We start from the raw sequence: 25,682 nt of genomic DNA on the forward strand, positions 1-25,682 counted from the left end.
GAGTATGAAGAGTACTCATGCCGACTGGATGCTTTGGCTTGGATGGACGAGTGCGGCATCTGCAGTAGGAGCAGGCGCAGAGGAGCTTCCTTGTTACGGGGAGTATCGTTTATCCGGTCAGCAATTCAAGGCAGCGGCGGTTGTCGGAGGGCTTCTGGTCTTTGCTGCCGCGTTCTTGTTTTATCGTTCTGTTGTTGCTGCGCTTGTGCTGTCATTAGCTGGCATCATCGCTCCTCGTATCCACAGGCGATCCTTGCTGGAGCAGCGGCGAATACGTCTGGCAGTTCAATTTAGAGAAGCGCTCTATTCAATCGCATCTTCACTTGCCGCAGGGCGCTCTGTAGAGAATGCCTTCGTTACCGCGCTTGAGGATCTCAGACTGCTCTACCCGAATCCGCTGACTGAGATTCTAATCGAATTTGAGATTTTATCAGCGAGATTGGGTTACGGGGAAACGCTTGAACAGGGGCTGATCGATTTGAGCCAACGTGCCCAGATCGATGATATTTCACAGTTCACCGACGTCTTTACAACCTGTAAACGATCCGGAGGTGATTTGGTTGAAGTGATCAGACGAACCTCACAGATGATTGGCGAGAAGCTGGATGTGCAGCAGGAAATCGCCGTCATGGTAGCGCAGAAGCGGTTGGAATCGCGAATTATGATGGGGGTTCCGTTTGTTTTCCTAGCCTTCCTCAGCCTGACAGCGCCGGACTATATGGCACCTTTATACAGCGGGATTGGCTACGTCATACTGACAGCGGCGCTTCTTCTTCTCGGACTTTGTTTTATGCTGATGACGAGAATTATGAATATCCGCATGTAATTGTCGAAGGGGGTTGCAGCTTGCTGTTGTCCATTATTATGGGGTCTTTACTTACTGCTTTATGGAGTTGGGCTTTGCTGCAATGCAGGCGGCATGACAAGAGAAACCAGATGAGCACGGCAGAACGATTAGTGACATCCCCTTTTCGTTATTTGCTGGAGCAGAGCGGATTGTTAAACCGAATTCAGCCCTTTCTTGCGAGCTTGCACGGGAGGCTGTTTATTCTTAACGGGCGGAGCTGGACGGTAGATGCAACAGACGGCTTTGTCGCTATGTCCATCGGTACAGGATACGCGGCAGCATGTGCGGGAGCGTGGCTTAGTGTACTCAGCAAGGAGCAGACGCTGCTGTATATAGGCATGCTGCTTGGTATCCTTCTGCCCGCAGCGAAATGGCGGGATACCGCCACTAAAGTGGAGCGCCGCAAGCAGGATATTTTACTGCTGCTGCCTGAGGTCATCAGCAAGCTGATGTTGTTGCTTGGAGCGGGAGAGACGCTGCAGCGCGCATTAGTGCGAGCCGGTGAACGAAAGGATGAGAAAGGCGGAACTCCGCTGTTCATCGAGCTTCGCAAAGTGAATGAAGCCGTGCGTAATGGCGAATCCTTTGCGGCGGCAATGGAGACGCTGAGCCGGCGCTGCGGTGTGCAGGAGGTCTCGCTGTTTACTACAACATTACTGCTGAATTATCGCCGAGGCGGCGATCAGCTTGTCCTTTCTTTGAAGGAGCTCTCTTATTCCTTATGGGAGAAACGTAAATCTGTAGCTCGTGCAAGAGGTGAAGAAGCTTCCTCGAAGCTTGTTTTCCCGCTTGTCGGTATCTTTATGGTGCTTATGGTGCTTGTTGCCTCACCTGCGATCTTAATGATGCGCGGTTAACTACTACTAATAGAGGAGTGGAACGATATGAAGAACATGAACAACGCACTGCGTGCATTTTGGAAGGATGAGGAGGGCCTTGGTACGCTGGAGATCGTACTTATCATTGCTGTAGTCATTATATTAGCACTGCTTTTCAAGGATTGGATTATTGCATTAATGGAGAAATTGATGGGCGATGCGGATGATAAAGCGAACGAAATCTTCAACTAGTTTGGCGAGTTGGCGTGCGCTGGCATTGAAGGAGGAAGGAAGCTTTACGCTTGAAGCAAGTATGGTGTTTCCTATGATTTTCGTAGCCCTCATTACGCTGCTCATGCTTAGTATGTATACCTACCAGAAGGTTGTCTTGTATTCAGTTGCATCACAAACGGCAGAGAGAACTGCTTTCCGCTGGGATAACAGTGCCAGAGCTGCTGTCAGTGGAATAGGCGTGACCGGGAAGTACGACGGATTATATTGGCGGTTGTCAGATAATGGGGCACTGCAAACGTTATTCGGATCAGCTGGCGGCAATCAGAACAGCTTGAGTGTTCCGATTGGCGAAACCTCTGCCAATAATTCGGATACATCCAGTGTTCCCTCTGAATCCTTCCCCCTTAAGAAGATGGCAATTGGAGCAGTCAGAGTTCGGAAGCCGCTCGAAGGGGTGATGACGTATGACGGGGTATGGGTGAAAAGAATTGACGTGAAGCTCCGCCAGCCATTATCGATCCCTCCTCTGGAAACGATACTTGGCCACTCGGAGCCGATGGCTATAACGGATGCTGTCATAGTCGACCCTGTCGAGCTCATCAGAAATGTGGATCTCGTACGGTATTATGCAGGAAGATTTGCCGGTCAGTCCGAGCAAGGCAAGGCACAAGCCCGTGAAGTGCTGCATAACCGGCAATCTCTTCAGGATCAGGAGCAGTAGGAGGCAGAACAAATGCACCGATTGAATGATAATAGTCGGCATGTTGCCCCTATCCAGTCGTTCTTCTGGAGGAGCAGTGACGGTGCTGTTTCGATTTACTTGATCGTTTCGACTGCAGCCATGCTGCTGTTCACAGCGCTGCTCATCGATTTAGCGCGAATTGCGGCTTTTGAGAAACAGAGCAGGCTTGCTGCGCAATCCGGCATCCGATCCGCTTTATCTGCTTATGACGGGGCGTTATATGAGCAATATGGTCTGTTCGGTACAGGCGGTTCAGATCGTGGGGAGTTGTTCGCGCAAGCCGTGTCGCACAACTGGACCTCGGATGAGGGCGGATTCAGACTCCTCGACGGGAAGACGGAAGCATCGCATGTGGACAGCTATGAGGTATTAGGCCTTCATCAGGTCTTTAGCAGGCAGGTGCTGGAGGACATGAAATACAAAGCGCCGATTGATTTTACATTGGAGGTAGCCTCCAAGTTCGCCCCGATGGCCTCTGCTATGAAGGAAGCCTCCATGTCAGTGGAATTGCTGGAGCGGCTTCGTCAGCTTTACGATGAACGAGAGAAGCGGCTGCAGGAAGTGATTACGATTCAGAAACAAGCCGCTGCCAGCGTCAAGAATGCAATAGGGTCACGAATGACAGGTTCGGCTCGAGAAATAGTCAGCCTCTATGGTTCCTATGAGCAGTGGATCAGAGAAGATACGATACGCACAATGGAGGAGTTGCCCCCACTACGCATTGATGCCATTAATTTCTATCGGAACTATGCGAGTAACGAAGCTGATTCAATCATGGCAGTGCTGGATGATGCGGCCATTCTTCATCGCGAATCGGAGCGAAAGGCAGTTATTTTGCTCCAAGAAGCAAAGGGCTTGAATAAGGCCATGGAAGATGCGGTCAAGCGGATGAGAGAAGAAGGAACGGGCGACGGTTATGACCGGATGAATCAGCAGCAGCTTACCGGAGGGCAATCGCAAGCTGGTGAGCTGTCACCTCTTCGTGAATCACGTGATGCTGCAGAAGGGCTCGTGCTGGATCAAGCTTGGTTTGAAACTTATGAACAAGAACTAAGCCAGCAAACAGTCGATATTCAGCAAGTAGCTGCAAGGGCTGCTTTGTTTCGTCAGGCGGTCCTAACTGCAATTGGGGGTATCGGCAGGTCCGAAATATTACGTGAATCCTTGCAGCAGCTTGAAGGTGCTTATGGCAGCTATGGGGATCGCTACATTCAACCGGGCACCGTCATCCATAGCAGGCAGAAGGAGATGGAGAGCCGGCAGTCCAGCGATCAAGAACGAAAGTCTAATGAAGCGGCAGCTGAGACCAAATGGGTTCAAGTGAAACAGCAGCTTCAATCGATGATCTCTGCCCCGAATCAGGAGGACCACCAAGAGGCATTTCGTGAAGTGAAGCAGCAAATGGAAGCGAATCTGAAATTCAATGAAGCTGCAACGTCGCCGCTAATAGATGATGACCTGAATGGCGGTGAGGACGCTGATGTCGATGCCGGTGAGAAGGCAAGGGTATCGATGACTTCCATGGGAAGGATCTTCAGCGGGATGGCGGATGTTCTTGAAGGGATCAGAGATCCGCTCTATGTGAATGAATATATCGTTCATCGGTTTCATTCGTTCGATCCTAAGCTGTTCTCTGCTTCTCCGGCAAGCGGTCGATCGACCACAGAAGGCTTCTCTTCGGGACTGGCTCTCGAGAATCAAGAGGTCGAATATATTATGTATGGTTTTCAGGAGCCCGCTGCTAATGTGGCCGCCGCTTACGGTGAATTGTTCGCAGCAAGGCTGGCGATTCGAACGATGGAAGGGTTTATTGCATGCAAAGGATTGGGACATCCATTATTGGTACTCTCCGCTGCGGTACTGTACGGATTAGAGAAATCGCTGGCCGATATGATTACGATTGCGCAGGAAGGGAAAGTGGAGCTTTCCAAGTATACGCCCGTGGAATTAAGTTATTTGGATTATCTAAGGGTTTTTCTGCTGTTGCATGGCAGCAGCGAAGCCAAGACAGCGCGCATTATCGCTGTCATTGAGCGTAATCTGGGCGGCGTTTCCTTATCATATGTCTCCACAGGCTTGACGGGGGAATTGACCTCCTCCGTGAAGCTGTGGTTTCTGCCCGGGCTCATGAGGAGCTTTACTGGCGCAGGTATTCTGAGCGGAAAGGTTAAGGGCAATCGATATGAAGCGACGCATACCATTGGCTGGTCGTACGGGTAAACGGAGCAGCGAAACCGGAAGCATTACTTTAGAAGCGGCTTTATTGCTTCCGATTTTGCTAATGGTCGTTATTTTCTTTATTTGCTTGATCCGGCTTAATACGGTGCAGATGGCGCTTCATAGCTCAGTATCCCAAACGGTAAGGCAGGCTGCGGCTAATATCCATCCTGTTGATCTAGCTCTTCAGAAGCTGAGTGCATCCGTGGGAGAGATCCATGAACCGGAATCGGCAGCTAATTCGGTGACGGAGCCTCAGGCAGATACGGAAGCGGGAACACGAACAGAAGCTGCTTTACCACCGCTATTGCAACAATTACCGGGAGTGGATTTCATTGCTGAGAAGCTGGAAGAGTGGCTTCCGGCTCCGGCAGGGCTTCTCCTTTCATCGGCATTGCAGGGGAATTGGAAGCCGGTAGTGGATGCAGCAGCAACTGAAGCCGGCAGGGGCATTATTGAACCGCTGCTTCGCCAAGAAGCCGATAAGTCCGTGCTCGATCCTAAGAGGCTGCGTCTGAGCAAGCTTTCGCTTCCTGATTTGAAGAATAAGTCAGATGTTTCCCTTCTCATCGAGGCGGAGTATGAGTTCCAGCTGGGATTTCCGTTTACGAAGAAGTCGATTGTATTGAGGGAGCGTGCTGAAGAACGTGTCTGGGTGCGCGATTCCATTCCGGCACCTCAGGATCAAGAGTTGGCACAATTAGATGAAGCGCCTATTCAAATTGTACTTCTCGAGCCGTCACCGGCTAATCCGGGAAGACGGGCACGTGTTGTCGTTCAGACAAGTCCGGGTAGAAAGCTGTCCATTCAGGTGATTTATAAGAGTGGGCACAGTGTGGCAAAGCATCTCGGCGATACTTACACAGACAACGAAGGGTTTGCGGAGTGGACATGGCTGATATCGGGTAACACCACTCCCGGCGTATGGGAGCTTATTGTTTCGGCAAGTGAAGGTTCATCGCGTGCTGCCAGACATTTTGTAGTGGAGAAGAGAGCTGCTCTGTAGCTTGGAAGGAGGTTTCGGATGATGGCTCAAATCGAGCTCGTTTTAGCAGCGCTGCTGCTTGGAATTGCTTTTGTCTGTGATGTGCGAGCGATGCGCATTCCGAACAAGCTGACGCTAACCTTCTTCGCCGCCGGACTCATTTATCATTTGAGCAGCGATGGTTTGAGCGGTGTGATTTTCTCGTTAATCGGTATACTGGCGGGAGTGCTGCCTCTGATTGCCTTGTATATGCTGAAGGGAATAGGGGCGGGGGATGTGAAGCTGTTCGGAGCACTTGGTGCGCTTGTTGGGGCAGCTACGTGCTTGGAAGTTCTTATGTATTCCATTTTGTTTGGGGGGCTGTTTGGAATCGTGCTCCTGGTCATGAATCAAACCTTTGCAAAGCGAATTGTGGCATTTGCAGTTTCACTGTTTGCCTTACCTCGAAATCTGCATACAGATGGCTTCATGACGCTGAAGAAGAATGGGTTGCGATTCCCGTTCATGATCGCAGTGGTGCCAGGGGCGATTACGACCTGCTGCTTCATGCGTGAATGGCCGTTCAGTGGATAGGAAGGAGAGCGACGTTGATGGTGTTTAAAGAATTAAGAGTCGATTTCACGATGAAGCGTGGACTTGAAATGATCGTTGATTTGGAATCCGGCATCTCGAGGGAGCAGCTTGATCCAATCGAAATGAAGATGCTCCAAAGCCAGCGTATTCCGAAATTGCTGCCTGTGGAATGGGTCGATATCGACGGGAAGATAACTTTGCGGTATCGCATTAACGGCAAACGAATCTTACTTCATCGCATGCAAACTCAGCAGTTGACGATGGTTCAATTCTATGCCCTGCTGCTCGCTATCGTGGAAGCACTGGATGATTGTAAACAATACATGCTGCGAGAAGAAGGCTTTATGCTTCATGAGCAATACATCTATATCGGTGATCATTGGGAGGAAGCCGAGCTTGTGTACGTGCCGCTTCGAGATACAAGCATTGTATCCTCGGCAAGTGAGGCGGTGCTTGCTATGGCTATTCGCTGGGTTGGTTATATCGCCCAGCCTGATGGAGCGGGCTTGCAGCAAATTTTCCAGCATTTAAGAGGGGAGTATACTGCTTGGGGGCAGCTCAGGCGGACCCTGCTCGCCCTTCTTGGAAGTGAATACAGAGAGTCAACAAACGAGTCGTTCGGAGAGCCGGATCATGCTATAAGGCCGGTAGATAATGTGGCTGTCCCTTCATCTACTCAATCTTCGTTCGTATGGAAGAATGAGTCTGTGCCGCCGAGAGCTCCAAGTGTAGTTCGAAGGGATGAGGGAAGCGAGCGCATTCAGGGGGATATTGGATTTGAGCTTCCGCTAACGGAGCTGCCGGTCCAAGAGCGACCAGCTTCCTTAATGAAGTCGGGCTGGATGTTAGGAGCAGGAGGACTAATTATTGCCGCGGTCATTTGGCGCTTTCTCTATTTGCCATCTCCATCTCAAAGCAGTCTGCTGATTTGCTCTGGTTTGACGCTCATGACAGCCGCGGGAGGACTAATTGTGAATCGAAGGATGAGTTCTGGCTCGAGTAAGGAAGATGAGGGCAATGGTTGGAATGAGAGGCAGGCATGGCCTGTCGAAGATGGATTCGTGCCTAATTCCATGCCTATCCACGTTCAAAGGCAGTTGAAGTCATACCGAGAAGAATTCACAGGGGATGGTGTTCCACCTGCCGTTCAGTCAAACGCGATTCCATTCACACCTCTATCACTCAGCGGAAAGACAGCATCTCTGGAAGCATCGCCTAACGATGCAACAGTGTTACTTAGACAGAATGCAGAGGCGCAAAGCGGAGCTGTTATTAGTGCTCCGTGTCTCGAACGCAAGGTAGAAGGAGAGTCAGCGGTGGTAGTCAGACTGGGACAGAACCAGTTTGTAATCGGCCGAGCAAATGAGGGAGTGGATCACGTGGATTTGTCTTCCGGGATTTCCAGAGCCCATCTGGAATTAAGTGTGAAGCAAGGCAACTGGTCAGTGAAAGATATGGGCTCTCGAAACGGAAGTACCCTTAACGGAGTTACAATGATTCCCTACAAAGCCTATCCGCTAAATGATAACGATTCGATACAGCTGGCTGGTGATAGAGGGCCACTCTATAAATTCCGATCAGGATTGCCCTCCAGTCCCTCACAACAAGTAGGCTGAAGGACTTCCCGTATGGTAAGGTTCTTCGGAAGTGATTGAAGTGAAGTGTAAGGCCGACCAGTCAAGGAAGCTGTTACTTCCGGGCTAATAACTGACGCAGCGCATCATGAACGGTATCGTAGCGGAACTCGAACCCCAGCTCCATAGACTTCCGTGGGATCGCTCTTGAACCTTCGAGCAGCAGGAAGGAAAGCTCGCCGAGAACGGCTTTGAGTACGAATGCCGGCACCGGAAACCAGTGCGGTCTTCTCATGGCCTTGCCGATTGCTCTTCCAAACTCATTGTTCGTTACCGGCTCTGGTGCACATGCATTGACGGGTCCATGTATTTCCGGATCATCGAGGCAGAATAGAATCAGTCGAATCATATCGTCTTCGTGAATCCAGGGGATCCACTGTTTGCCGCTTCCCATTCTTCCGCCTGCCATTAATCGATAGGGCAGCAGCATCTTCGGGAAGGCACCGCCTTTCATCCCAAGCACTAGTCCGATTCGCAGCTTTACAAGCCGTTGAACCTCAATGCGATCTGCAGCAGCTTCCCACTTCTCAACGACAGAAGCGAGGAAATCAGTAATGTGAGCTGGGCCCCACTCATCGCTGACTTTACTTCCATCCGTCCCGTAGATAGAGATGCCCGATGCATTTATAACGACGGACGGTTTACGCTGAAGGGCTTCTACGACTTTGCCGATCGCACGCGCTGCATTTAGTCTCGAATGCAATATTGCGGATTTGCCTTCTTTCGTCCAGCGGCGACTGATGGATTCTCCTGCTAAATTGACGATTGCGTCGATCCCTTCCAGCTTAACCGGAGACTCGGCCAGCTTGGACCAAGTGATCGTATGCAGCTTCGGATTCGGGCTCATCTGTTTCTCAGACCTAGAGATAATCCATACTTCATCTCCTCGCTGCAGCAGTGCATCGACAAGCATAGCTCCTACATATCCCGTTCCTCCGGTAACTGCTACCTTCATACAGAGACCTCCTTAAACCTCATTCAGAGCATCCAATTGCTTCAATAATACTGCAAAAGCCGCCCAAGCGGGCGGCTTATTTGTTAATTAAATGTGTATAGGCGGAGTAGTCGATCTGTTCCTTCTCCAGAAACGAAACCAAGCTGCGGTAATCCCGCTTAGGCGTTGCCCGAATATAACCTTCAATACAGTGATTGCGCGACACTTCCGATGCGCCGCCTTCAACGGCTACTTGAGCGATTTTGGCTGCAATGGAATGTTTGGCAATGTCCCGAAACGCACTTGGTACAGGAGAGACGAGCTGATCCAGAAAACTCTTGGAATCCTCAGGCCACATGCCGCGGCTTCGTTCCACCCAATAGTTCTGCCAATCAAGCTTTGATTTGCCATCTCGCATCGGGAGCACCTTAAGGAATTTACGGAACATAAAATAGCCGCCGATCGACATAAAGCCAATCATCACAATTGCCCAAAACATAATAAAATACATAAACCAATTCGGTGCCATTCGACTTATTCACCTCGAGCCAACTCAGATATACGAATTATGCGTAACAAATTGTTTCCATTATAAGCGATGACGTCTATCTCCCGCAACCGACAAGGCATTTCCGGCACGATACGATAGCATCCAAACTTTCCTTACGGTCACACACCTAGATTTATTGGAGTATTCCTTGTAAAATAGGAAGGACAAGCGTTTGCGAGGAACAGGACACCTAGTAGTCCCGCCTTGTAACGAAAGGAGCGAATGAGTCCATGTTAAAAATCGGATCCCACGTTTCATTTTCCGATAAAGGGCTGCTGACCGCAGCGAACGAAGCCGTATCCTACGGATCAAGTACATTCATGATTTACACCGGTGCACCACAGAATACACGGCGTAAACCGATTGAAGATTTATATATTCCAGATGGCAGAGACGCAATGGGCAAGGCGGGAATTGACGAGATCGTCGTTCATGCCCCATACATCGTAAACCTCGGCTCTTACAAAGACGATACGTTTGAACTGGCTGTCCGCTTCCTTCAGGAAGAAATTCGCCGTACAGACGCGATCGGCGTACGCAATATCGTGCTTCATCCGGGTGCTTTCACCGACAAGGATGCGGAGTACGGGATTGCTCGCATTGCAGAAGGCTTGAATGAAGTACTCAATGGCACGAAAGAAACAAACGTGAATATTGCCCTTGAAACTATGGCAGGTAAAGGCACTGAAATCGGCCGCAGCTTCGATGAGCTTGCATCCATTATTGACAAAGTAGCTGCAAACGAACGTCTGACCGTTTGTATGGATACCTGTCATATGCATGATGCAGGTTACGACATCGTCGATGATATTGATGGTGTACTGTCAGAGTTTGATCGCATTGTTGGCCTTAACCGTGTCGCCGTTGTCCATGTCAATGACAGTAAAAATCCGCGCGGAGCGGGTAAAGACCGTCATGCACCGATCGGTGCCGGCTGGATTGGGCATGATGCGATTCGCAATATCGTTCATCATGAAGGACTCAAAGGACGTCCATTTATCCTTGAGACACCATGGATTGGCCAAGAGGACAAAACGCAGCGTCCGATGTACGAAGCGGAAATTGCTTTGCTTCGCGGCGATGCACATACGCGTTTCGGCAGTGAGTTCTTGGAGGATGTGGAGCGTCTGCACCATTTCTTCAATAAACAGGACATCAACCACCGCGGCTATGTACTGTCCGTTTGGGATGTACTTAAGAATGACGCAAAAGCAAAGAAAGCCGATCCGCGCGAGCCGATGGATCGTTTGTATGATCTTGTAGCCGAGCATCGCATTTTGCCAGAGCTCTCGGAAGAAGCCATTAATCAGCGGATTACGGCTTGGTTCGCGGGCAAAACGCTGCTTGTGAACGCATAAGCTGACCTATAGCTACTCTACTTGTTGACGGAAGGAAGACTTGTCTATTATGCAAAACATCTATCAGCCCGGACCGTCCTCGCAGCGCCCGGATAAGCGCAAACGTGCGACAATGCTCATCTCTTGCCCGGATCGGCCCGGAATTGTAGCGGCTGTCTCGCACTTCTTGTACGAGCATGGCGCGAATATCGTGCAGTCCGACCAGTATTCCATGGATCCCGGCGGCGGCATGTTCTTTATCCGTTTTGAATTTGATCTCAGTGACCTGGACGCCGAGCTGCCGGTCCTCCAGGAGGATTTTGCCCGAGTGGCAGATCGTTTCGAGATGAAATGGCATACGTTCCGCGCGAGTCGCAAGAAACGTCTGGCTATCTTCGTTTCCAAAGAAGATCACTGCTTGCTGGAGCTGCTCTGGCAGTGGCAAGCAGGTGATCTGGAAGCGGATATTGCAATGGTAATCAGTAATCACCCGGATATGAAAGCACTCGTAGAATCATTTGGTATCCCGTTCCACCACATTCCGGTTACGGCTGACACGAAAGCCGAAGCGGAGAAGAAGCAGCTGGAGCTTGTGTCCGATAAAGCAGATCTGATTGTACTGGCACGTTATATGCAAATTATTTCGCCTAAATTCATCGAGCAGTTCCCGAATCGGATTATTAACATTCATCATTCCTTCTTGCCTGCCTTTGTAGGTGGCAAACCTTATGCTCAAGCGTATACGCGAGGCGTCAAAATCATCGGAGCTACAGCGCATTACGTAACGGAAGAGCTCGACGGCGGACCGATCATCGAGCAGGATGTTCAGCGCGTCAGCCACCGTGATGAAGTGGACAACCTGAAACGCATCGGACGTACGATTGAACGTGTTGTACTTGCGCGTGCGGTTAAGTGGCATGTCGAAGACCGGATTCTTGTGCACAAGAACAAGACGGTCGTATTCAATTAATTGAAGCAAACGTCAGCAACCTGCTGACAACAATGGCGCGTTTTCGCGGAATTCTCCGTGTGAACGCGCCATTTTCATGTCGATTTTTAGCGCACTAACGCATTAAGGATGGAAAAGGCGCAGTGGTAATGGTACAATATTTCAAAGCCAGTGCGGGTACACCGCCAGAGTAATTAAAGAGAGAGTATGACATTGAAACGCACCGCGCCTTCCAAGGATCGCGATTGCCGTTTCACTTCGATGCAAGCCTATTCGGATTTAGGAGGAGTTTACGTAATGACAGTAACACAGAAATCCATCGACCAGCTTTCCATTGACACGATTCGCACACTAGCGATCGATTCGATTGAGAAAGCAAATTCCGGCCACCCGGGCATGCCTATGGGAGCGGCTCCGATGGGGTATCAATTGTTTGCGAAAACAATGAACCACAATCCGTCCAACCCAACATGGATCAACCGCGATCGTTTCGTTCTTTCCGCAGGTCATGGTTCCATGCTGCTTTACAGCCTGCTGCACCTGACAGGCTATGGTCTTCCAATCGAAGAACTGCAAAACTTCCGTCAATGGGGCTCCAAGACACCGGGTCACCCCGAGTTCGGTCACACAGCCGGCGTAGATGCAACAACCGGTCCACTTGGACAAGGGATTGCCATGGCAGTTGGTATGGCGATGGCTGAAGCTCATCTTGGCGCAACTTACAATAAACAAGACCTGAACGTGATCGACCACTATACATTCGCAATTTGCGGCGACGGCGACTTGATGGAAGGCGTTGCAAGCGAAGCAGCTTCGCTCGCAGCTCACCTGAAGCTTGGCAAACTGGTTGTCCTATACGATTCAAATGATATCTCGCTCGATGGCGAGCTGAACCTGTCGTTCTCCGAGAACGTACAAGGCCGTTTCGAAGCTTACGGCTGGCAAGTCATTCGCGTAGAAGACGGTAATGATCTGAACGCACTTGCTAAAGCAGTAGCTGCTGCACAAGCGGATACAAGCAAACCGACACTGATTGAAGTGAAAACGACAATCGGTTACGGCAGTCCGAACAAAGGCGGCAAAGGCGGTCATTTGGGTACACACGGCAGCCCGCTTGGCGCTGACGAGACTGTTCTGACGAAGCAATTCTACGGCTGGGAGAACGAAGCTTTCCACGTGCCGGCAGAAGTTGCCGCACACTTCGCGGAAGTGAAAGCAAACGGTGAGAAAGCCAATGCAGCGTGGGATGCATTGTATGCAACTTATAAAGCAGCTAACCCTGAGCTGGCAGCACAATTCGAAACCGCAATCAGCGGCAACCTGCCTGAAGGCTGGGATAATGATCTGCCTGCATACACGTCTGCGGACAAAGCACTTTCGACTCGTGTAGCTTCCGGTAACGCGCTTAACGGACTTGCGAAGAACGTCCCAAACCTAATCGGCGGCTCTGCTGACCTGGAGAGCTCCACAATGACTCACCTGAAAGGGTTGCCTGTATTTAAACCAGGCAGCTACGAAGGCCGTAACGTATACTTCGGCGTACGTGAGTTTGCGATGGCAGCAGCTATCAACGGTATGAGCTTGCATGGCGGCGTTAAAGCATTCGGCGCTACGTTCTTCGTATTCACGGATTACCTGCGTCCGGCAGTACGTCTGTCCGCGCTGATGAAATTGCCGGTTGTCTATGTACTGACGCATGACAGTATCGCAGTTGGTGAAGATGGTCCTACGCATGAGCCAATCGAGCAAATTGCTTCCCTGCGTATCATTCCGCAGCTTACTGTATTGCGTCCGGCGGATGCGAACGAAACTTCGGCAGCATGGGCTTATGCGATTTCCAAAGCGGATCAGCCGGTAGCACTCGTTCTGACTCGTCAGAACCTGCCGATTCTTGAAGGAACGAACGAGCTAGCTCGCGAAGGCATTGCGAAAGGCGCTTATGTCGTTTCCGAAGCGGCTGACGGCAATCCTCAAGCTCAGCTGATCGCTACCGGTTCTGAAGTACAGCTTGCGGTTGCAGCTCAGAAAGCTCTTGCAGCAGAAGGCATTCAAGTTCGTGTCATCAGCATGCCAAGCTTCGATCTGTTCGAGCGCCAGCCTAAGGCGTATAAAGAATCCGTTATTCTTCCAAGTGTTAAAGCCCGTCTTGCCATCGAAATGGGTTCACCATTCGGTTGGGAGCGTTACGTAGGCGACGGCGGTGAGGTACTGGGTATCAATACCTTCGGTGCTTCCGCAAAAGGCGATCGCGTAATTGCAGAGTACGGCTTCACGGTTGAGAATGTTGTAAGCAAGGTAAAAGGTTTGCTGTAGTAGCTAATAAACTGCGGGGCTGAAAGCCGGCTATTGTAACGCGGCAGGAAGCCCTGCTTTCCTATCCTCATTCTAAGCGTATACCACAAAGGAGCTAATGCCGAATGTCTCAGTTCGAGAATGTGTCAATCGTCAAGAAAGCTAATGTATACTTCGATGGTAAAGTAACCAGCCGCACAGTACTGTTCGCAGATGGAACGAAGAAAACGCTCGGCATCATGATGCCAGGCGAGTATGAATTCGGTACAGATGTGAAGGAAATTATGGAAATCGTGGCAGGGGATTTGAAAGTGCTGCTGCCAGGCGATTCCGAATGGATCAGCATCTCCGGCGAAGGCGAGTTTACGGTTCCGGCACATGCAAAGTTTAAGCTTCAAGTGACAACGGTTACGGATTATATCTGCTCTTATATTCAAGAATAGTTTAGGTAAACGAAAAGCTGCCCTGCTCGCTTTGGACATTATCCAAGGAGAGTGGGGCAGCTTTTTCTGCGTTAAACGGTCGATTAGTCAGCCGTAATGCGTTGTTTGTTAATATAAGCTTCCAACTGCAACCGCTGATAAGGAGCGAGCCCTGCCAGCAAACAGCCGTAACGGAAGCGGCTGCCATTGGTTTCAATGCGGATAATGCGTCCGGTTACCGGAGGCAGCTCCGAATCCTGAGGGAAGTGGATGACGACGAACATATCGCACTCCAGCGGGAAGTTGGACGAAATTTGAAGTCCGCTTTCGGAAATATCGCAAAGCGTCCCATCAATCAGTTGACCGGAGAACGAACCTTCTTGCGCCCATTGATAGACGGAGAGCTTCAGCGGTACATTCAGTGCAAGGCGTTCGGCCCTGCGACGGTTCTGCCCGTTATCGGATACTTGAACACCCGTCGGTGCTTCCGAAGTGGCAGCAACGGTATCTTCAACATCGTTGTGCGTCGTAATTCGTTTGTTGATCCACTGCTCATAGCCGTGAGCGAGCGCGGAGAGATCCAACTCTCCAAGACCCATCGCGTCACCGACTTGATAAAGGCTCTTTACCGTTTCCAGAATCGGCGTTGGCGTCTTAAGCTCATCAGAGAGCGAGGAAGCAAGGCGCAGATCCTTCAGCATGAGCGCGAGCGAGAACTGCACGCTGAAATCGCGTTCCAGCAGCTTCGGCGTTTTAAGCTCGGCCATTTTGCTGGCAGCTCCGCCGGATTGAACCAGTTCGAGGAACGACTTGGCGTCGATGCCGCCGCTTGCGGCTATGGCCATCCCTTCAAGCAGGGCGGCAACGTTGATGCCGACAATCGTATTATGAGCCAGCTTCGCAGTTGAACCGCTTCCGCCCGGACCCATCGGAATGACTTTGCGTCCCATCGCGTTCAGGACGTCGTGTACCTTGTGGATGACTTCGATATCGCCGCCAACCATGAAGACAAGGGAGCCGCTCACTGCAGCAGGCTTGCTTCCTGTAACCGGGGCATCGAGGAAGTCGCCGAATTTAGCAGAAACATCTGTATGTAGTTGGCGTGCCAAAGCCGGAGATATCGTACTGCTGTCGATGACAATCGTTCCCGGCATCATAGCTCCGAGCAGGCCGTTCTCACCGTAGTAGACTTCACGAATCGCGTCATCGTTGCTGATCATCGTAATAATCAGATCCGATACGCGCGCTGCTGCTGCCGGTGATGAAACTTCATCCGCACCAAGCGCGAGAAGCTTGTCCGCTTTGCCCGGCGTACGGTTAAATACAGTAACGGAATACCCTTTGCGGAGCAAATTGGCTACCATGGGCTCACCCATAACGCCTAGGCCGATAAATGCAATTTTAAACATGCATGTTCATCTCCTTGAAAGCGGATTTTATGTAGTTTCATTTTATCACAAAAAGCTGGGAAGAAGTATTGGCCCCCTCGATCGCTTGTTTTTACCTAACAAATCCATTATCCTTATCCTAGCTGTAAACAGGATAATTTGTGGGAGGTTTATTACGAATGAGTAAAGCAGTTCAGTTTGATTATAGCAAGGCATTGTCGTTCATCGGCCAGCATGAAATCGATAATCTGGCAGGGCAAGTACGCGCAGCACATGACCAGCTTCGTGAAGGTACGGGCGCAGGCTCGGACTATCTGGGCTGGATCGACCTGCCGACGAATTATGATAAAGAAGAGTTTTCCCGCATTCAGAAAGCAGCTGCGAAGATCGGATCGGATTCCGAGGTGCTGATCGTTATCGGCATCGGCGGCTCTTACCTAGGCGCTCGCGCAGCAATTGAAATGCTGTCACACTCTTTCTATAACCTGCAGCCGAAAGAACAACGCAAGACGCCGCAAATCTTGTTCGCAGGCAACAACATCAGCTCTACATATGTAACGCATTTGCTTCAATTGCTGGAAGGCCGCGACTGGTCGATCAACGTGATCTCCAAGTCAGGTACAACGACTGAGCCGGCAATTGCTTTCCGCGTATTCCGCGAAGCATTGGAAGCAAAGTATGGCAAAGCTGAAGCCCGTACACGTATCTATGCGACAACAGATCGCGAGAAGGGTGCACTGAAGAAGCTGGCAACGGAAGAAGGCTACGAGTCCTTTATCATCCCGGATGATGTAGGCGGACGTTACTCTGTCCTTACAGCAGTTGGTTTGCTGCCGATTGCAGCTGCAGGCATCAATATCGATGAGATGATGAAAGGCGCAGCGGATGCACAGCAAGCTTATAGCAGCCCCGTGCTTGCCGAGAACGAAGCTTACCAATATGCAGCAGCGCGCAACGCTCTCTACCGTAAAGGCAAAGCAACGGAAATTCTCGTGAATTACGAGCCGGCGCTTCACTTCGTGTCGGAGTGGTGGAAACAGTTGTACGGCGAGAGCGAAGGCAAAGACTTCAAAGGGATTTTCCCGGCTGCCGTAGACTTCTCGACGGACCTGCATTCCATGGGTCAATTCATTCAAGAGGGTAACCGTAACATCTTCGAAACGGTCATCCAAGTGAAGAACGTAGCGGAACAAATTACGATCGGTCATGATGCAGGAGACCTGGACGGGCTTAACTTCCTGACTGGCAAAACGATGGATTTCGTAAACAAGAAAGCCTTCGAAGGCACGCTTCTTGCACATACAGACGGCCAAGTACCTAACTTTGTCGTGAACATTGCGGACATGAAACCTTATACATTCGGTTACCTGGTGTACTTCTTCGAAATCGCGTGCGGCATCAGCGGCTACCTGCTGGGCGTCAATCCGTTCGACCAACCGGGCGTTGAAGCGTACAAGAAGAACATGTTTGCCTTGCTTGGCAAACCGGGCTATGAGAAAGAGAAGGCTGAGCTGGAAGCTCGCCTGTAGCTTTAATCGCCATGCAGCCCAGATACAAAACGCTGCGTAAGCAGGCCAGCAAAGAGATTGTCATTAAGAAATCGCGTTTCATCGGTTATGGAAAGCCGGTCGCTTCAGAGGCAGAAGCGATCGCGTACATTGAGGAGCTGAAGAAGCTTCACTGGAACGCGTCGCATAATTGCTCTGCATACGTGATCGGTGAACGCGACGAGATCCAGAAGCAATCCGATGATGGGGAGCCAAGCGGTACTGCCGGCAAACCGATTCTGGAAGTGATCAAGCATCATGGCCTCAAGAACGTTGTTATTGTCGTGACTCGTTATTTCGGAGGCATCATGCTCGGTGCAGGCGGCCTTATTCGCGCCTATACAGACGGTGCTGTCGCGGCAATTGAAGCGGCCGAGCCCATTGTGTATATTCTGCATCGCGAGGTAATTGTCGATGTCGATTATACATGGTATGGCAAGCTGGAAAACGAATTCCACGCCCGTAATGTGCGAGTTGGCGGGACCGAATTCACCGACCGTGTAGTCATCACCTGTCTGCCGGAAGCGCCGGACGCAGAGCGATTCAGCGCGTGGATAACCGACGTCACGCAAGGACAAGCCGTACTCTCTCTTGGTGAAGAGAAGTACTACATTGAAGGCGAATAACGCAATAAGAAGCTCCCCGGACCAACCTGTGCCGGGGAGCTTTCTTATTCCTTCACTTAATCCCCGGGCTGGATGAAGAATAATTAGGATTGACTAGACTCGCCTCTGTCTGCTACATTTAATACCAAGTAGTTTGATGGGGATTAAACCACTACAACGATTCCTCAAGGAAAGTGTCAGGGGGTAAGTCAGCTTGAATATCATCATGCGCAGCCGCTTGTGGAGCTTTGGCTTCCGCAGCACCATTATGCTTTATTTTGTATTGCTGATTGTTTTGCCGATTATTGGAATCTACTCGCAATCCTTTGAGCTTGGCCTGCAGCCTTTCTGGGACAGCATCACGGACCCGTTGGCTTGGAAGGCCGTGCTGCTTACCGTTAAACTTTCCGTAATAGCTGCACTTATCAATGTATTTCTTGGCACCATGATTGGATGGGTATTGATTCGTTATCGGTTTCCGGGGCGAAGAATACTTAATAGTTTAGTAGATTTGCCATTTGCGCTGCCGACGGCTGTCGGTGGCTTGATGATATTGCTGCTCTTGGGTCCAAACAGCTTCGCGGGCGGAATCGCCGACAAGCTCGGATTTCAGATCGTATTTCATGAACCCGCTATCATAATAGCTATGGTATTCGTGACGTTTCCCTTCGTTATTCGCGGCGTTCAGCCCTTGCTCGAAGAGCTCGACAAGTCGGAAGAAGAAGCCTCGTATACGCTTGGCGCATCGAGGGCGAGAACCTTCTTTCAAGTGATATTCCCTTCCATGCTTCCGGGTATTATTAGCGGAGCGATGCTGGCTTTCTCGAGAGCACTCGCTGAATTCGGCGCTGTCGTACTCGTGGCAGGCAACATTCCGGGAAAAACGCTGATCGCAGCTGTCTATATTTTCGGAGAGATTGAAAGCGATAACGTGCAGGGGGCTGCGGCCGTTTCCGTTATGCTGCTGACACTGTCGTTCCTCATTCTGTGGGCGGTTAACTTCGTCCAATCGAGGAGGCACGGCAAATGAGAAAACTTTGGATTACGTTAACCTATCTGGTGTTTCTGATACTGCTCATTGCACCGCTCGTGAAGATTTTTACCGGCTCCTGGGGAGATGGATGGAGCGGCTTCGCAGAAGCGCTGACACGCAAGCAATCCTTACATGCGCTTATGATGACCGGCTTGATCGTCGTCGTAGTAACGCTCCTAAATACGCTGTTCGGCGTCATGCTTGCCCTCTATCTCGTTAGAGGCACGTGGCTTAGCAAGCGGCTCAAAGGGCTGATGAACAGTATCGTTGATTTGCCGTTTGCGGTTTCGCCGGTCATCGGTGGATTGATGATCGTTCTGATGCTCGGTCCGAGCTCGGTAATCGGTACATTCTTCGAAGATATCGGCTTCAAAGTAGTCTATGCATTGCCCGGTATGATCCTTGCTACACTCTTCGTGACGTTCCCGCTTATGGTGCGTGAAGTCATGCCGGTGCTGCAGGAAATCGGCTCTCAGCAGGAAGAAGCGGCATCGACGCTTGGCGCTTACTCCTGGTACACCTTCTGGAAGGTGACCTGGCCGTCGATTCGCTGGGGCGTCATCTATGGGGTTGTATTGACCGTCGCAAGATCGCTCGGCGAATTTGGTGCCGTACTGGTTGTCTCAGGCAATATCATGAACAAGACGCAAACGGCGACAACGCTCGTTTATCAGGATGTCGAGAATTTCAATGTTATCGCGGCGAGCAGCGTGGCGCTTGTGCTGGCTGCGTTCTCTGTGGGATTGCTGCTGCTTATGGAATGGGCGAAGAAGAGAAAGGAAGTGCATTAAGCGATGCATATCGAGGTGCGCGGTTTAAATAAACAGTTCGGTGATTTTCAAGCGGTCAATGATGTTAGCTTCGATATTGCCAAAGGTCAATTAATCGGTCTGCTCGGACCAAGCGGCGGCGGCAAAACGTCGATTCTCCGCATGCTTGCGGGGCTGGAGACACCAACCTCCGGAGATATCGTGTTTCATGGCAAACGGGTGAATGACCTGCCGCCGCAGGAACGCGGAATCGGGTTCGTATTTCAGAACTATGCTCTATTCAAACATATGACGGTTTATGATAATGTCGCTTTCGGCTTGAAGGTCAAGAAGGAGCCTAAGGATGCAATCCGCGAGCGTGTTATGTCGCTGCTTGAGCTTACCGGCCTGAAGGGCTTCGAGCACCGCTATCCGCATCAGCTCTCCGGCGGTCAACGCCAGCGTGTGGCTTTTGCCAGGGCGCTTGCACCACAGCCGCAGCTGCTGCTGCTGGATGAGCCTTTTGCCGCGATTGATGCGAAGATTCGGCATGAGCTTCGGACATGGCTGAAGGAAATGATTGAGCGTCTTGGGATTACGTCGATTTTCGTTACGCATGATCAGGATGAAGCGATCGAAGTAGCCGACGAAATCATGATCATTAATAAAGGCCGCCTGGAACAGAAGGGGACGCCTTGGGATATCTACAAAAGCCCGCAAACCCAATTCGTGGCCAGCTTCATTGGGGAGTCCACGATCGTCGATAAAGTGGAGATGCTTAAAGGCTTCGAAGAAGCCAAGAACTGGCCGGGTACCAAAGCACTCATTCGTCCCGAATATATCGAGATCGGCAAACGCCATGAATTCCGTCTTCCGTCTGCAACGGTGCTCGGCAAAGTGAAGCATCTGCATTTCCGCGGAAGCGAATGGATGGTTGAGGTTGAGGTCGGCGACATTAAACTAATTACGTATCGTTCGCTTGAGAAGGATGTGCTGCAGCCGGGCGAAGAGATCAGTGTCATGATTCACCGCGCCTACCTGTTTAACGACAACGACACTTGGATTATGGAGAACAAGCTGAAAGAAGATCCGATGCCGATGCATATTTAACTGAAGAAAGCGTTGTGTACACAATGAAATCATTCCTAACAAAAGGTTGGCGCATTGCAGTGGCCGCGCTTATGACGTCCTCGCTTCTCTTCACAGCAGCATGCGGGACATCGAATACGAATAGCGCTGAACCTCCTGCAGCACAAGGTGATCTCACGCTCGTAATCGGAGCTTATTCCGTAGTAAAGGATGCATTCGATGTCCTATTGCCGAAGTTTGCGGAGCATTGGAAAGAAGAGACCGGGCAGACGATTACCTTCCAGGAGTCGTATGAGGCATCCGGTACCCAAGCTCGTGCAATTGCAGGCGGATTCGAAGCGGATATAGCGGCTCTTGCGATGGAAAGCGATATCGATAAGATTCAGAAGGCAGGCTTCATTACAAGCGACTGGCGGAAAGTCGGCAACGGCGGGATGATTACACGCTCTATCGCAGTGATGGGCACGCGTGAGGGCAATCCCAAAGGCATTCATGATTGGGAGGATCTCACCCGTAAAGGCGTGAAGATTCTATACCCGAATCCGAAAACCTCCGGCGGCGCGCAATGGGATATCAATGCGATGTACGGTGCGGGACTGAAGGAGTCAGAAACGAAGACAGGACAGAAAGACCCGGCTTATGCCAAGTCGTTCCTGGAACGGATTCATCATAATGTAGAATCGCTGGATAAGAGCGGCCGTGCATCGATGGCTGCCTTTGAATATGGGGTAGGCGATGTCATCATCACTTACGAGAATGAGCTGCTTGCTCGGATTAAGAAAGGCATTCCGTATGAGGTGGTCGTGCCGAAATCAACCATTCTGATTGAGAATCCAGCTGCGATTGTCGATAAGAACGTCGATAAGCACGGCACTCGTAAAGCAGCTGAAGCGCTGCTCGCCTATTTGTACACGGAGGAAGCGCAGCGTATCTTCGCGGACAACGGCTTCCGACCCGTTAATGACAAGGTCATGGAAGAGGTCAAAGGCAATTATAAAACCCCTGAGGATTTGTTTGATATCAGCTATTTGGGAGGATGGGCTGAAGTTCGCGAGAAGCTCTATTCACCGAAAGGCGTATGGTATCAAGTATTGGCCGGTATTTAATCGGGAAAATAATAAAAAGCTCCCTGCAGCAGGGAGCTTCTGAATGTCGAGAAACCCAACGTTTTTTCAAACGTTGGGTTTCTCTTTTTGCTCGGGTTTCCAGGCAAAGAACTCAACGGCGGTAATCGAGATTCGTCTGAATCTCACGTTCCAGCTGGTGCTCGGTGCAACCGCTAGAGTTGCAAACAGGCTTATTTTCACGGAATAGCCACGCTGACAACCGTTACACTTTGATTCATGTTGTATAGACACCAAAGTGGCTGTCGAAACATTGTGAGGCTCCCTAAAGTAGAATGCTTTTTTCGGTTTTCATTCGATTCGATTCCATTCGATTCGATTTAGCCGATGACTACGGCATCCTTCGAGTAGGAAACTGTAACTTTCAGCACTTTGGAGAAGAAAGACAGCGGCACATAGAGCGTATTGTCTTTCATAACAGGAGCGGCACCAAGCGTGATTTGGCCAGGAGTAGTGACATAATTGTCTTTGCCAACTTGCAGGGAAACATGCTGAGTCCCTTTGTCTACAACGATTCGGCCAGCGTTCCAGCTGAGCTCATAGCCTAGTTTGGCGGAAATGGCACGAAGCGGTGCCATCGCGACGCCGTCTTTGTCCGCGAATAGATGTGCGCCAGAGACTGTTTTTCCACCAACAGTTATGGATAAGGAACTAAGGTTGCCGGGAACGGCGGAAGTTGGTGTTGGTTTGCTGCCCGGAAGGGTAACGGCGATTTCCCGAATACCCGCTGCAAAAGGCGCGATTTCGTATTGCTGGAAGACGAGCACCGCTTTGCCATTCTTGAGATAGAAGGGCTGGTTGTCTGCAATCGATTTAAATGTATCTTTGAAATAAACATCCGAATGCGCGGCAATTTCAGCGTTAACCGCCTTATTAAGGATGGTTTTGTAGCCTTCGCCGAATAGTTCCTTGAGCTTCACGGCGGAAGCCTTCACTTCATTGCGGACATTGTACGTGTCAACGCGTGTCCAGCCATGAGCGCCTCCGGTATAGGCTGCGGTAATCATTTTGAAGGATAGGACGCCACCTGCGCCTTTGCTGCCATCGGCAATCAATTCATAGCTGACTTTGAACAGATAAGGTCTAAACTCGTATACACCAACTGCAGCGGCGGCATCGTCTTTGGCTTGTTTCTTCAGTTTCTCAAGCTCTGCATGTGCACGTGCCGCAAGATTAGCATTCAGCGTGTTCTGGTAGCTCTTATCTTGCATCCCGCTGATGACGGGGATCGTAAGCTCAGACTCATAATAGTCGGTTTTATCACTAATTGTCTTGGAAGTCAGTTGGACAGTACCGGCTTGAATGCTAACCTCTGCTTGTGTAGTTACCGGTGCGACGGCTTGATCCGCGAAAGCTAGCGGTGCAGAAAGAGTAAGAAGAAGTGAGCTTACAGCTCCGATTGCGGTAATCCGTTTGAATGGTTGCTGTATGTTGAACATGAATAATCCCTCCAGGGTTGTTGTAGGCTAGGACCTCAGTATAACGGGCATTATCCAATTAGGAGTGACAAAATGGTAACGACAATGTTTCTAACGGACTAACATAACAATCCTTTATTCTTTTCATCATAATGATTGATTTCTCTTATCAACTGCTGCCACGTATAATGAAAACCAACAACGAGACACGGAGGTGGCAAGGCGGCTATGGCGCTCCAGCAGACAATAAAACCGATTGGTTCCTATATAGCAAGCCTCAACTCTTCAAGCGGCAAGAAAGCAGGCGGAATCGGATTTACCTTTCTATTGGCGGCTGCGGGATATGGATTATCACAGCTGCCGGTTCTCCATTATGTAGGGCAGATGGCATGTGCCATTCTGCTTGCGGTCATCTATAGACAGGTGTGGGGCTATCCGGGGGCTCTCCGCGCAGGAATCACATTCTCGGGTAAAAGCTTACTCAGACTCGCCATCATCCTCTACGGGATAAAGCTTAATGCGCTGCAAATTTTCCAAGATGGACCGGCACTGCTCATTCGGGATATCGCTGCTGCCCTATTCGCCATAGGCTGTACCCTGCTGCTGGCTAAGCTGATGAAGACGGATCAGAACCTATCGCTGCTGCTTGGCATTGGCACCGCGATCTGCGGCGCGGCGGCTATTGCAGCCGTATCGCCGATCTTGCGCAGCAAGGAGGATGACACAGCCGTAAGCGTCGGCCTTATCGCGCTTGTAGGGACGGTATTTGCAGTCGGTTACACGATGCTTCGTCCCGTCCTTGCGCTGACGGAGCTGCAGTACGGCATCTGGTCCGGAACGAGTCTGCATGAAATCGCGCACGTTGCACTGGCGGCTGCGCCAGCCGGAGAAGATGCGCTCGCAGGTGCGCTGCTCGCGAAGCTCGGCCGTGTTTTCTTGCTTGTGCCGCTAAGTCTTGTGCTTATTCTTGTGCAGCGGCACAGGAGGCAGCGCCAACTCCGGCGGTTAAAGCAGCAGACATCCGGATCGATTGCTGAAGCAGCGATACATCAAACTGCTAAGCTTCAGCTTCCGTGGTTCCTGCTTGGTTTTCTCGCGCTAAGTGCGCTTGGAAGTACCGCTGCCGGACAGAGCTTTATCCACGAAGCGCCGGAGGTCATGAATGCCATTACCAAGATAACCACCTTCTTGTTGACCATGGCGATGGTAGCGCTTGGGCTCAATGTAGATTTACGCGGAAGCGGCAAGGTGATTGTGAAGCCTCTTGCGGCCATGTTCATCGCCTCTGTACTGCTCGCTGTGGGCACTTATTTCACCATCTGATTTAGCAAAAAAGAGCTGCTCCGTCACAGTCGGGACCAATCGACTGTCGGTGCAGCTCTTCGTTTATCGTTTAAACGGTTTGAAGAATGAATTTCTCGATGACATGGCGTACGCCTTCATCATTGTTGGTTTTCGTTACATATTGCGCGATATCCTTCAGCTTCTGCACGGCATTGCCCATCGCTACGCCAAGTCCGGCCGTTTCGATCATCTCGTGGTCATTCCAAGAGTCGCCGATTGCGATGACTTCATCCAGCGAGCAGCCGATATGCTGCGCCATAAACGCGATCGCATGCCCTTTGGTACCTTCCTTGTGTGTAACTTCCAGGAAGTGCGGCTTGGATTTCGTAATATGTGCTTGATTGCCGATTAACGGAGCGAGATCCGCGGCAACTTCATCGAGGCGGGCAGGATCGTCGATCATCAACATCTTGGCCGTAGGGCGTTTGATCAGCGATTTCAAATCCGGCTCTACGACGAATGGAATGTTCGCCAGCTTCGAGTAGTCGCGCGCTTTCTGATTATCCTCTTTGACATAAATAACATCATCCGTATAGAGCTGCAGATGGATACCATGGTCCTCGCAATACTGCATCAGCAGATCGGCAGCATCCTGAGGCACGTAGCGCTCATAGAGAACTTGTTCGTCCAGTAATGTTTTGACGCTGGAGCCCTGGTACGTGATGATTGGGACATTCAGCTCAATTTGATGAGCGATCTTCTTCGCGGATGGGAACATGCGGCCTGTCGCCAAAGTGACGAACACGCCTTGCTCCATCGCTGCTGTCAGTGCTTCCTTCGTTCCCGGTGTAACCGTACATTCATCGGTTAAGAGCGTGTCATCAATATCAATAGCGATTAATTTATACATG

At 50.7% G+C, this 25,682-nt stretch carries 24 protein-coding genes; 19 read left to right on the plus strand and 5 right to left on the minus strand.

The window, feature by feature from the left end:
* The first annotated feature begins 4 nt into the window (after nucleotides 1-4).
* The 8 genes from AC0YN4_RS09075 to AC0YN4_RS09110 are packed head-to-tail and all read left to right on the plus strand — an operon-like array spanning nucleotide 5 to nucleotide 8,032.
* Nucleotides 5-826, plus strand: coding sequence for a type II secretion system F family protein (locus tag AC0YN4_RS09075; RefSeq protein ID WP_475835636.1), 822 nt, complete (start codon nucleotides 5-7; stop codon nucleotides 824-826).
* A gap of 20 nt (nucleotides 827-846) precedes the next feature.
* Nucleotides 847-1,704 (plus strand): type II secretion system F family protein, encoded by an 858-nt coding sequence (locus AC0YN4_RS09080; protein WP_475835637.1) that lies wholly within the window; start codon nucleotides 847-849, stop codon nucleotides 1,702-1,704.
* Nucleotides 1,705-1,731: 27 nt separating this feature from the next.
* Complete coding sequence (locus AC0YN4_RS09085; protein WP_475835638.1) at nucleotides 1,732-1,917, plus strand: Flp1 family type IVb pilin; 186 nt, start codon at nucleotides 1,732-1,734, stop codon at nucleotides 1,915-1,917.
* A gap of 1 nt (nucleotide 1,918) precedes the next feature.
* Nucleotides 1,919-2,620: a pilus assembly protein gene (locus tag AC0YN4_RS09090; protein ID WP_475835639.1), complete on the plus strand. Its 702-nt coding sequence runs from the start codon at nucleotides 1,919-1,921 to the stop codon at nucleotides 2,618-2,620.
* A gap of 12 nt (nucleotides 2,621-2,632) precedes the next feature.
* Entirely contained in the window at nucleotides 2,633-4,861 is a 2,229-nt protein-coding gene (locus AC0YN4_RS09095; RefSeq protein WP_475835640.1) for a hypothetical protein, read from the plus strand.
* Nucleotides 4,842-5,864, plus strand: coding sequence for a TadE/TadG family type IV pilus assembly protein (locus tag AC0YN4_RS09100; protein ID WP_475835641.1), 1,023 nt, complete (start codon nucleotides 4,842-4,844; stop codon nucleotides 5,862-5,864). The genes AC0YN4_RS09095 and AC0YN4_RS09100 overlap by 20 nt, the downstream gene beginning before the upstream one ends.
* Before the next feature lie 18 nt (nucleotides 5,865-5,882).
* A complete protein-coding gene (locus AC0YN4_RS09105) occupies nucleotides 5,883-6,416 on the plus strand; it encodes an A24 family peptidase (RefSeq protein ID WP_475835642.1) in 534 nt (177 codons plus the stop codon).
* Nucleotides 6,417-6,433: 17 nt separating this feature from the next.
* Nucleotides 6,434-8,032, plus strand: coding sequence for a DUF6382 domain-containing protein (locus AC0YN4_RS09110; RefSeq protein WP_475835643.1), 1,599 nt, complete (start codon nucleotides 6,434-6,436; stop codon nucleotides 8,030-8,032).
* A gap of 73 nt (nucleotides 8,033-8,105) precedes the next feature.
* Here AC0YN4_RS09110 and AC0YN4_RS09115 read toward each other — a convergent pair whose 3' ends face one another.
* Both AC0YN4_RS09115 and AC0YN4_RS09120 read right to left on the minus strand, forming a co-directional pair.
* Nucleotides 8,106-9,005 carry a TIGR01777 family oxidoreductase gene (locus AC0YN4_RS09115; protein ID WP_475835644.1) on the minus strand — a complete coding sequence of 300 codons (900 nt, stop codon included), beginning with the start codon at nucleotides 9,003-9,005 and terminating at the stop codon, nucleotides 8,106-8,108.
* Between the two features lie 76 nt (nucleotides 9,006-9,081).
* Entirely contained in the window at nucleotides 9,082-9,513 is a 432-nt protein-coding gene (locus AC0YN4_RS09120) for a DUF2621 family protein (protein ID WP_475835645.1), read from the minus strand.
* Between the two features lie 251 nt (nucleotides 9,514-9,764).
* Between AC0YN4_RS09120 and AC0YN4_RS09125 the strand changes: the two genes are divergently transcribed.
* The 4 genes from AC0YN4_RS09125 to ppnP all read left to right on the plus strand — a co-directional run bounded on the left by AC0YN4_RS09125 (nucleotide 9,765) and on the right by ppnP (nucleotide 14,555).
* Nucleotides 9,765-10,892 carry a deoxyribonuclease IV gene (locus AC0YN4_RS09125; RefSeq protein ID WP_475835646.1) on the plus strand — a complete coding sequence of 376 codons (1,128 nt, stop codon included), beginning with the start codon at nucleotides 9,765-9,767 and terminating at the stop codon, nucleotides 10,890-10,892.
* Between the two features lie 49 nt (nucleotides 10,893-10,941).
* A complete protein-coding gene (gene purU / locus AC0YN4_RS09130; RefSeq protein WP_475781163.1) occupies nucleotides 10,942-11,841 on the plus strand; it encodes a formyltetrahydrofolate deformylase in 900 nt (299 codons plus the stop codon).
* Nucleotides 11,842-12,117: 276 nt separating this feature from the next.
* Complete coding sequence (gene tkt / locus AC0YN4_RS09135; RefSeq protein ID WP_475781164.1) at nucleotides 12,118-14,133, plus strand: transketolase; 2,016 nt, start codon at nucleotides 12,118-12,120, stop codon at nucleotides 14,131-14,133.
* A 104-nt stretch (nucleotides 14,134-14,237) separates the two neighbouring features.
* The gene (ppnP, locus tag AC0YN4_RS09140) at nucleotides 14,238-14,555 is read left to right on the plus strand and encodes a pyrimidine/purine nucleoside phosphorylase (RefSeq protein ID WP_090977527.1); all 318 of its coding nucleotides are present in this window, start codon (nucleotides 14,238-14,240) and stop codon (nucleotides 14,553-14,555) included.
* Between the two features lie 83 nt (nucleotides 14,556-14,638).
* Here ppnP and AC0YN4_RS09145 read toward each other — a convergent pair whose 3' ends face one another.
* Nucleotides 14,639-15,943, minus strand: coding sequence for an NAD(P)-binding domain-containing protein (locus AC0YN4_RS09145; protein WP_475835647.1), 1,305 nt, complete (start codon nucleotides 15,941-15,943; stop codon nucleotides 14,639-14,641).
* A 158-nt stretch (nucleotides 15,944-16,101) separates the two neighbouring features.
* Between AC0YN4_RS09145 and AC0YN4_RS09150 the strand changes: the two genes are divergently transcribed.
* The 6 genes from AC0YN4_RS09150 to AC0YN4_RS09175 all read left to right on the plus strand — a co-directional run bounded on the left by AC0YN4_RS09150 (nucleotide 16,102) and on the right by AC0YN4_RS09175 (nucleotide 22,051).
* Nucleotides 16,102-17,451 (plus strand): glucose-6-phosphate isomerase, encoded by a 1,350-nt coding sequence (locus AC0YN4_RS09150; RefSeq protein WP_475781166.1) that lies wholly within the window; start codon nucleotides 16,102-16,104, stop codon nucleotides 17,449-17,451.
* Nucleotides 17,452-17,462: 11 nt separating this feature from the next.
* Entirely contained in the window at nucleotides 17,463-18,095 is a 633-nt protein-coding gene (locus AC0YN4_RS09155) for a YigZ family protein (RefSeq protein WP_475781167.1), read from the plus strand.
* 205 nt (nucleotides 18,096-18,300) lie between these two features.
* Nucleotides 18,301-19,104 carry a sulfate ABC transporter permease subunit CysT gene (cysT, locus tag AC0YN4_RS09160; RefSeq protein ID WP_371264686.1) on the plus strand — a complete coding sequence of 268 codons (804 nt, stop codon included), beginning with the start codon at nucleotides 18,301-18,303 and terminating at the stop codon, nucleotides 19,102-19,104.
* Nucleotides 19,101-19,898, plus strand: coding sequence for a sulfate ABC transporter permease subunit (locus AC0YN4_RS09165; RefSeq protein ID WP_090977517.1), 798 nt, complete (start codon nucleotides 19,101-19,103; stop codon nucleotides 19,896-19,898). The genes cysT and AC0YN4_RS09165 overlap by 4 nt, the downstream gene beginning before the upstream one ends.
* Nucleotides 19,899-19,901: 3 nt before the next feature.
* Entirely contained in the window at nucleotides 19,902-20,966 is a 1,065-nt protein-coding gene (locus AC0YN4_RS09170) for a sulfate/molybdate ABC transporter ATP-binding protein (protein ID WP_475781169.1), read from the plus strand.
* Between the two features lie 23 nt (nucleotides 20,967-20,989).
* Nucleotides 20,990-22,051: a sulfate ABC transporter substrate-binding protein gene (locus tag AC0YN4_RS09175; RefSeq protein WP_475835648.1), complete on the plus strand. Its 1,062-nt coding sequence runs from the start codon at nucleotides 20,990-20,992 to the stop codon at nucleotides 22,049-22,051.
* Nucleotides 22,052-22,389: 338 nt separating this feature from the next.
* On the opposite strand, the gene AC0YN4_RS09180 is transcribed toward AC0YN4_RS09175, so the two are convergent.
* Nucleotides 22,390-23,508: a stalk domain-containing protein gene (locus tag AC0YN4_RS09180; RefSeq protein WP_475781171.1), complete on the minus strand. Its 1,119-nt coding sequence runs from the start codon at nucleotides 23,506-23,508 to the stop codon at nucleotides 22,390-22,392.
* Between the two features lie 207 nt (nucleotides 23,509-23,715).
* Here AC0YN4_RS09180 and AC0YN4_RS09185 point away from each other — a divergent pair, with 207 nt between their 5' ends.
* A complete protein-coding gene (locus tag AC0YN4_RS09185; protein WP_475835649.1) occupies nucleotides 23,716-24,810 on the plus strand; it encodes a YeiH family protein in 1,095 nt (364 codons plus the stop codon).
* 70 nt (nucleotides 24,811-24,880) lie between these two features.
* Here the strand turns inward: AC0YN4_RS09185 and AC0YN4_RS09190 are convergent, their stop codons facing one another.
* A complete protein-coding gene (locus AC0YN4_RS09190) occupies nucleotides 24,881-25,681 on the minus strand; it encodes a Cof-type HAD-IIB family hydrolase (RefSeq protein ID WP_475835650.1) in 801 nt (266 codons plus the stop codon).
* Between the last annotated feature and the right edge of the window lies 1 nt (nucleotide 25,682).

Source organism: Paenibacillus sp. J22R3 (genome assembly GCF_056269305.1).

What these genes read in the sequence shown, in the direction of transcription:
- AC0YN4_RS09075 (WP_475835636.1), top strand. Translation starts at nt 5, where the DNA reads ATGAAGAGTACTCATGCCGACTGGATGCTTTGGCTTGGATGGACGAGT.
- AC0YN4_RS09085 (WP_475835638.1), top strand. Translation starts at nt 1,732, where the DNA reads ATGAAGAACATGAACAACGCACTGCGTGCATTTTGGAAGGATGAGGAG.
- AC0YN4_RS09095 (WP_475835640.1), top strand. Translation starts at nt 2,633, where the DNA reads ATGCACCGATTGAATGATAATAGTCGGCATGTTGCCCCTATCCAGTCG.
- AC0YN4_RS09105 (WP_475835642.1), top strand. Translation starts at nt 5,883, where the DNA reads ATGATGGCTCAAATCGAGCTCGTTTTAGCAGCGCTGCTGCTTGGAATT.
- AC0YN4_RS09110 (WP_475835643.1), top strand. Translation starts at nt 6,434, where the DNA reads ATGGTGTTTAAAGAATTAAGAGTCGATTTCACGATGAAGCGTGGACTT.
- AC0YN4_RS09115 (WP_475835644.1), bottom strand. Translation starts at nt 9,005, where the DNA reads ATGAAGGTAGCAGTTACCGGAGGAACGGGATATGTAGGAGCTATGCTT.
- AC0YN4_RS09120 (WP_475835645.1), bottom strand. Translation starts at nt 9,513, where the DNA reads ATGGCACCGAATTGGTTTATGTATTTTATTATGTTTTGGGCAATTGTG.
- AC0YN4_RS09125 (WP_475835646.1), top strand. Translation starts at nt 9,765, where the DNA reads ATGTTAAAAATCGGATCCCACGTTTCATTTTCCGATAAAGGGCTGCTG.
- purU (WP_475781163.1), top strand. Translation starts at nt 10,942, where the DNA reads ATGCAAAACATCTATCAGCCCGGACCGTCCTCGCAGCGCCCGGATAAG.
- tkt (WP_475781164.1), top strand. Translation starts at nt 12,118, where the DNA reads ATGACAGTAACACAGAAATCCATCGACCAGCTTTCCATTGACACGATT.
- ppnP (WP_090977527.1), top strand. Translation starts at nt 14,238, where the DNA reads ATGTCTCAGTTCGAGAATGTGTCAATCGTCAAGAAAGCTAATGTATAC.
- AC0YN4_RS09145 (WP_475835647.1), bottom strand. Translation starts at nt 15,943, where the DNA reads ATGTTTAAAATTGCATTTATCGGCCTAGGCGTTATGGGTGAGCCCATG.
- AC0YN4_RS09150 (WP_475781166.1), top strand. Translation starts at nt 16,102, where the DNA reads ATGAGTAAAGCAGTTCAGTTTGATTATAGCAAGGCATTGTCGTTCATC.
- AC0YN4_RS09155 (WP_475781167.1), top strand. Translation starts at nt 17,463, where the DNA reads ATGCAGCCCAGATACAAAACGCTGCGTAAGCAGGCCAGCAAAGAGATT.
- cysT (WP_371264686.1), top strand. Translation starts at nt 18,301, where the DNA reads ATGCGCAGCCGCTTGTGGAGCTTTGGCTTCCGCAGCACCATTATGCTT.
- AC0YN4_RS09165 (WP_090977517.1), top strand. Translation starts at nt 19,101, where the DNA reads ATGAGAAAACTTTGGATTACGTTAACCTATCTGGTGTTTCTGATACTG.
- AC0YN4_RS09170 (WP_475781169.1), top strand. Translation starts at nt 19,902, where the DNA reads ATGCATATCGAGGTGCGCGGTTTAAATAAACAGTTCGGTGATTTTCAA.
- AC0YN4_RS09175 (WP_475835648.1), top strand. Translation starts at nt 20,990, where the DNA reads ATGAAATCATTCCTAACAAAAGGTTGGCGCATTGCAGTGGCCGCGCTT.
- AC0YN4_RS09180 (WP_475781171.1), bottom strand. Translation starts at nt 23,508, where the DNA reads ATGTTCAACATACAGCAACCATTCAAACGGATTACCGCAATCGGAGCT.
- AC0YN4_RS09185 (WP_475835649.1), top strand. Translation starts at nt 23,716, where the DNA reads ATGGCGCTCCAGCAGACAATAAAACCGATTGGTTCCTATATAGCAAGC.
- AC0YN4_RS09190 (WP_475835650.1), bottom strand. Translation starts at nt 25,681, where the DNA reads ATGTATAAATTAATCGCTATTGATATTGATGACACGCTCTTAACCGAT.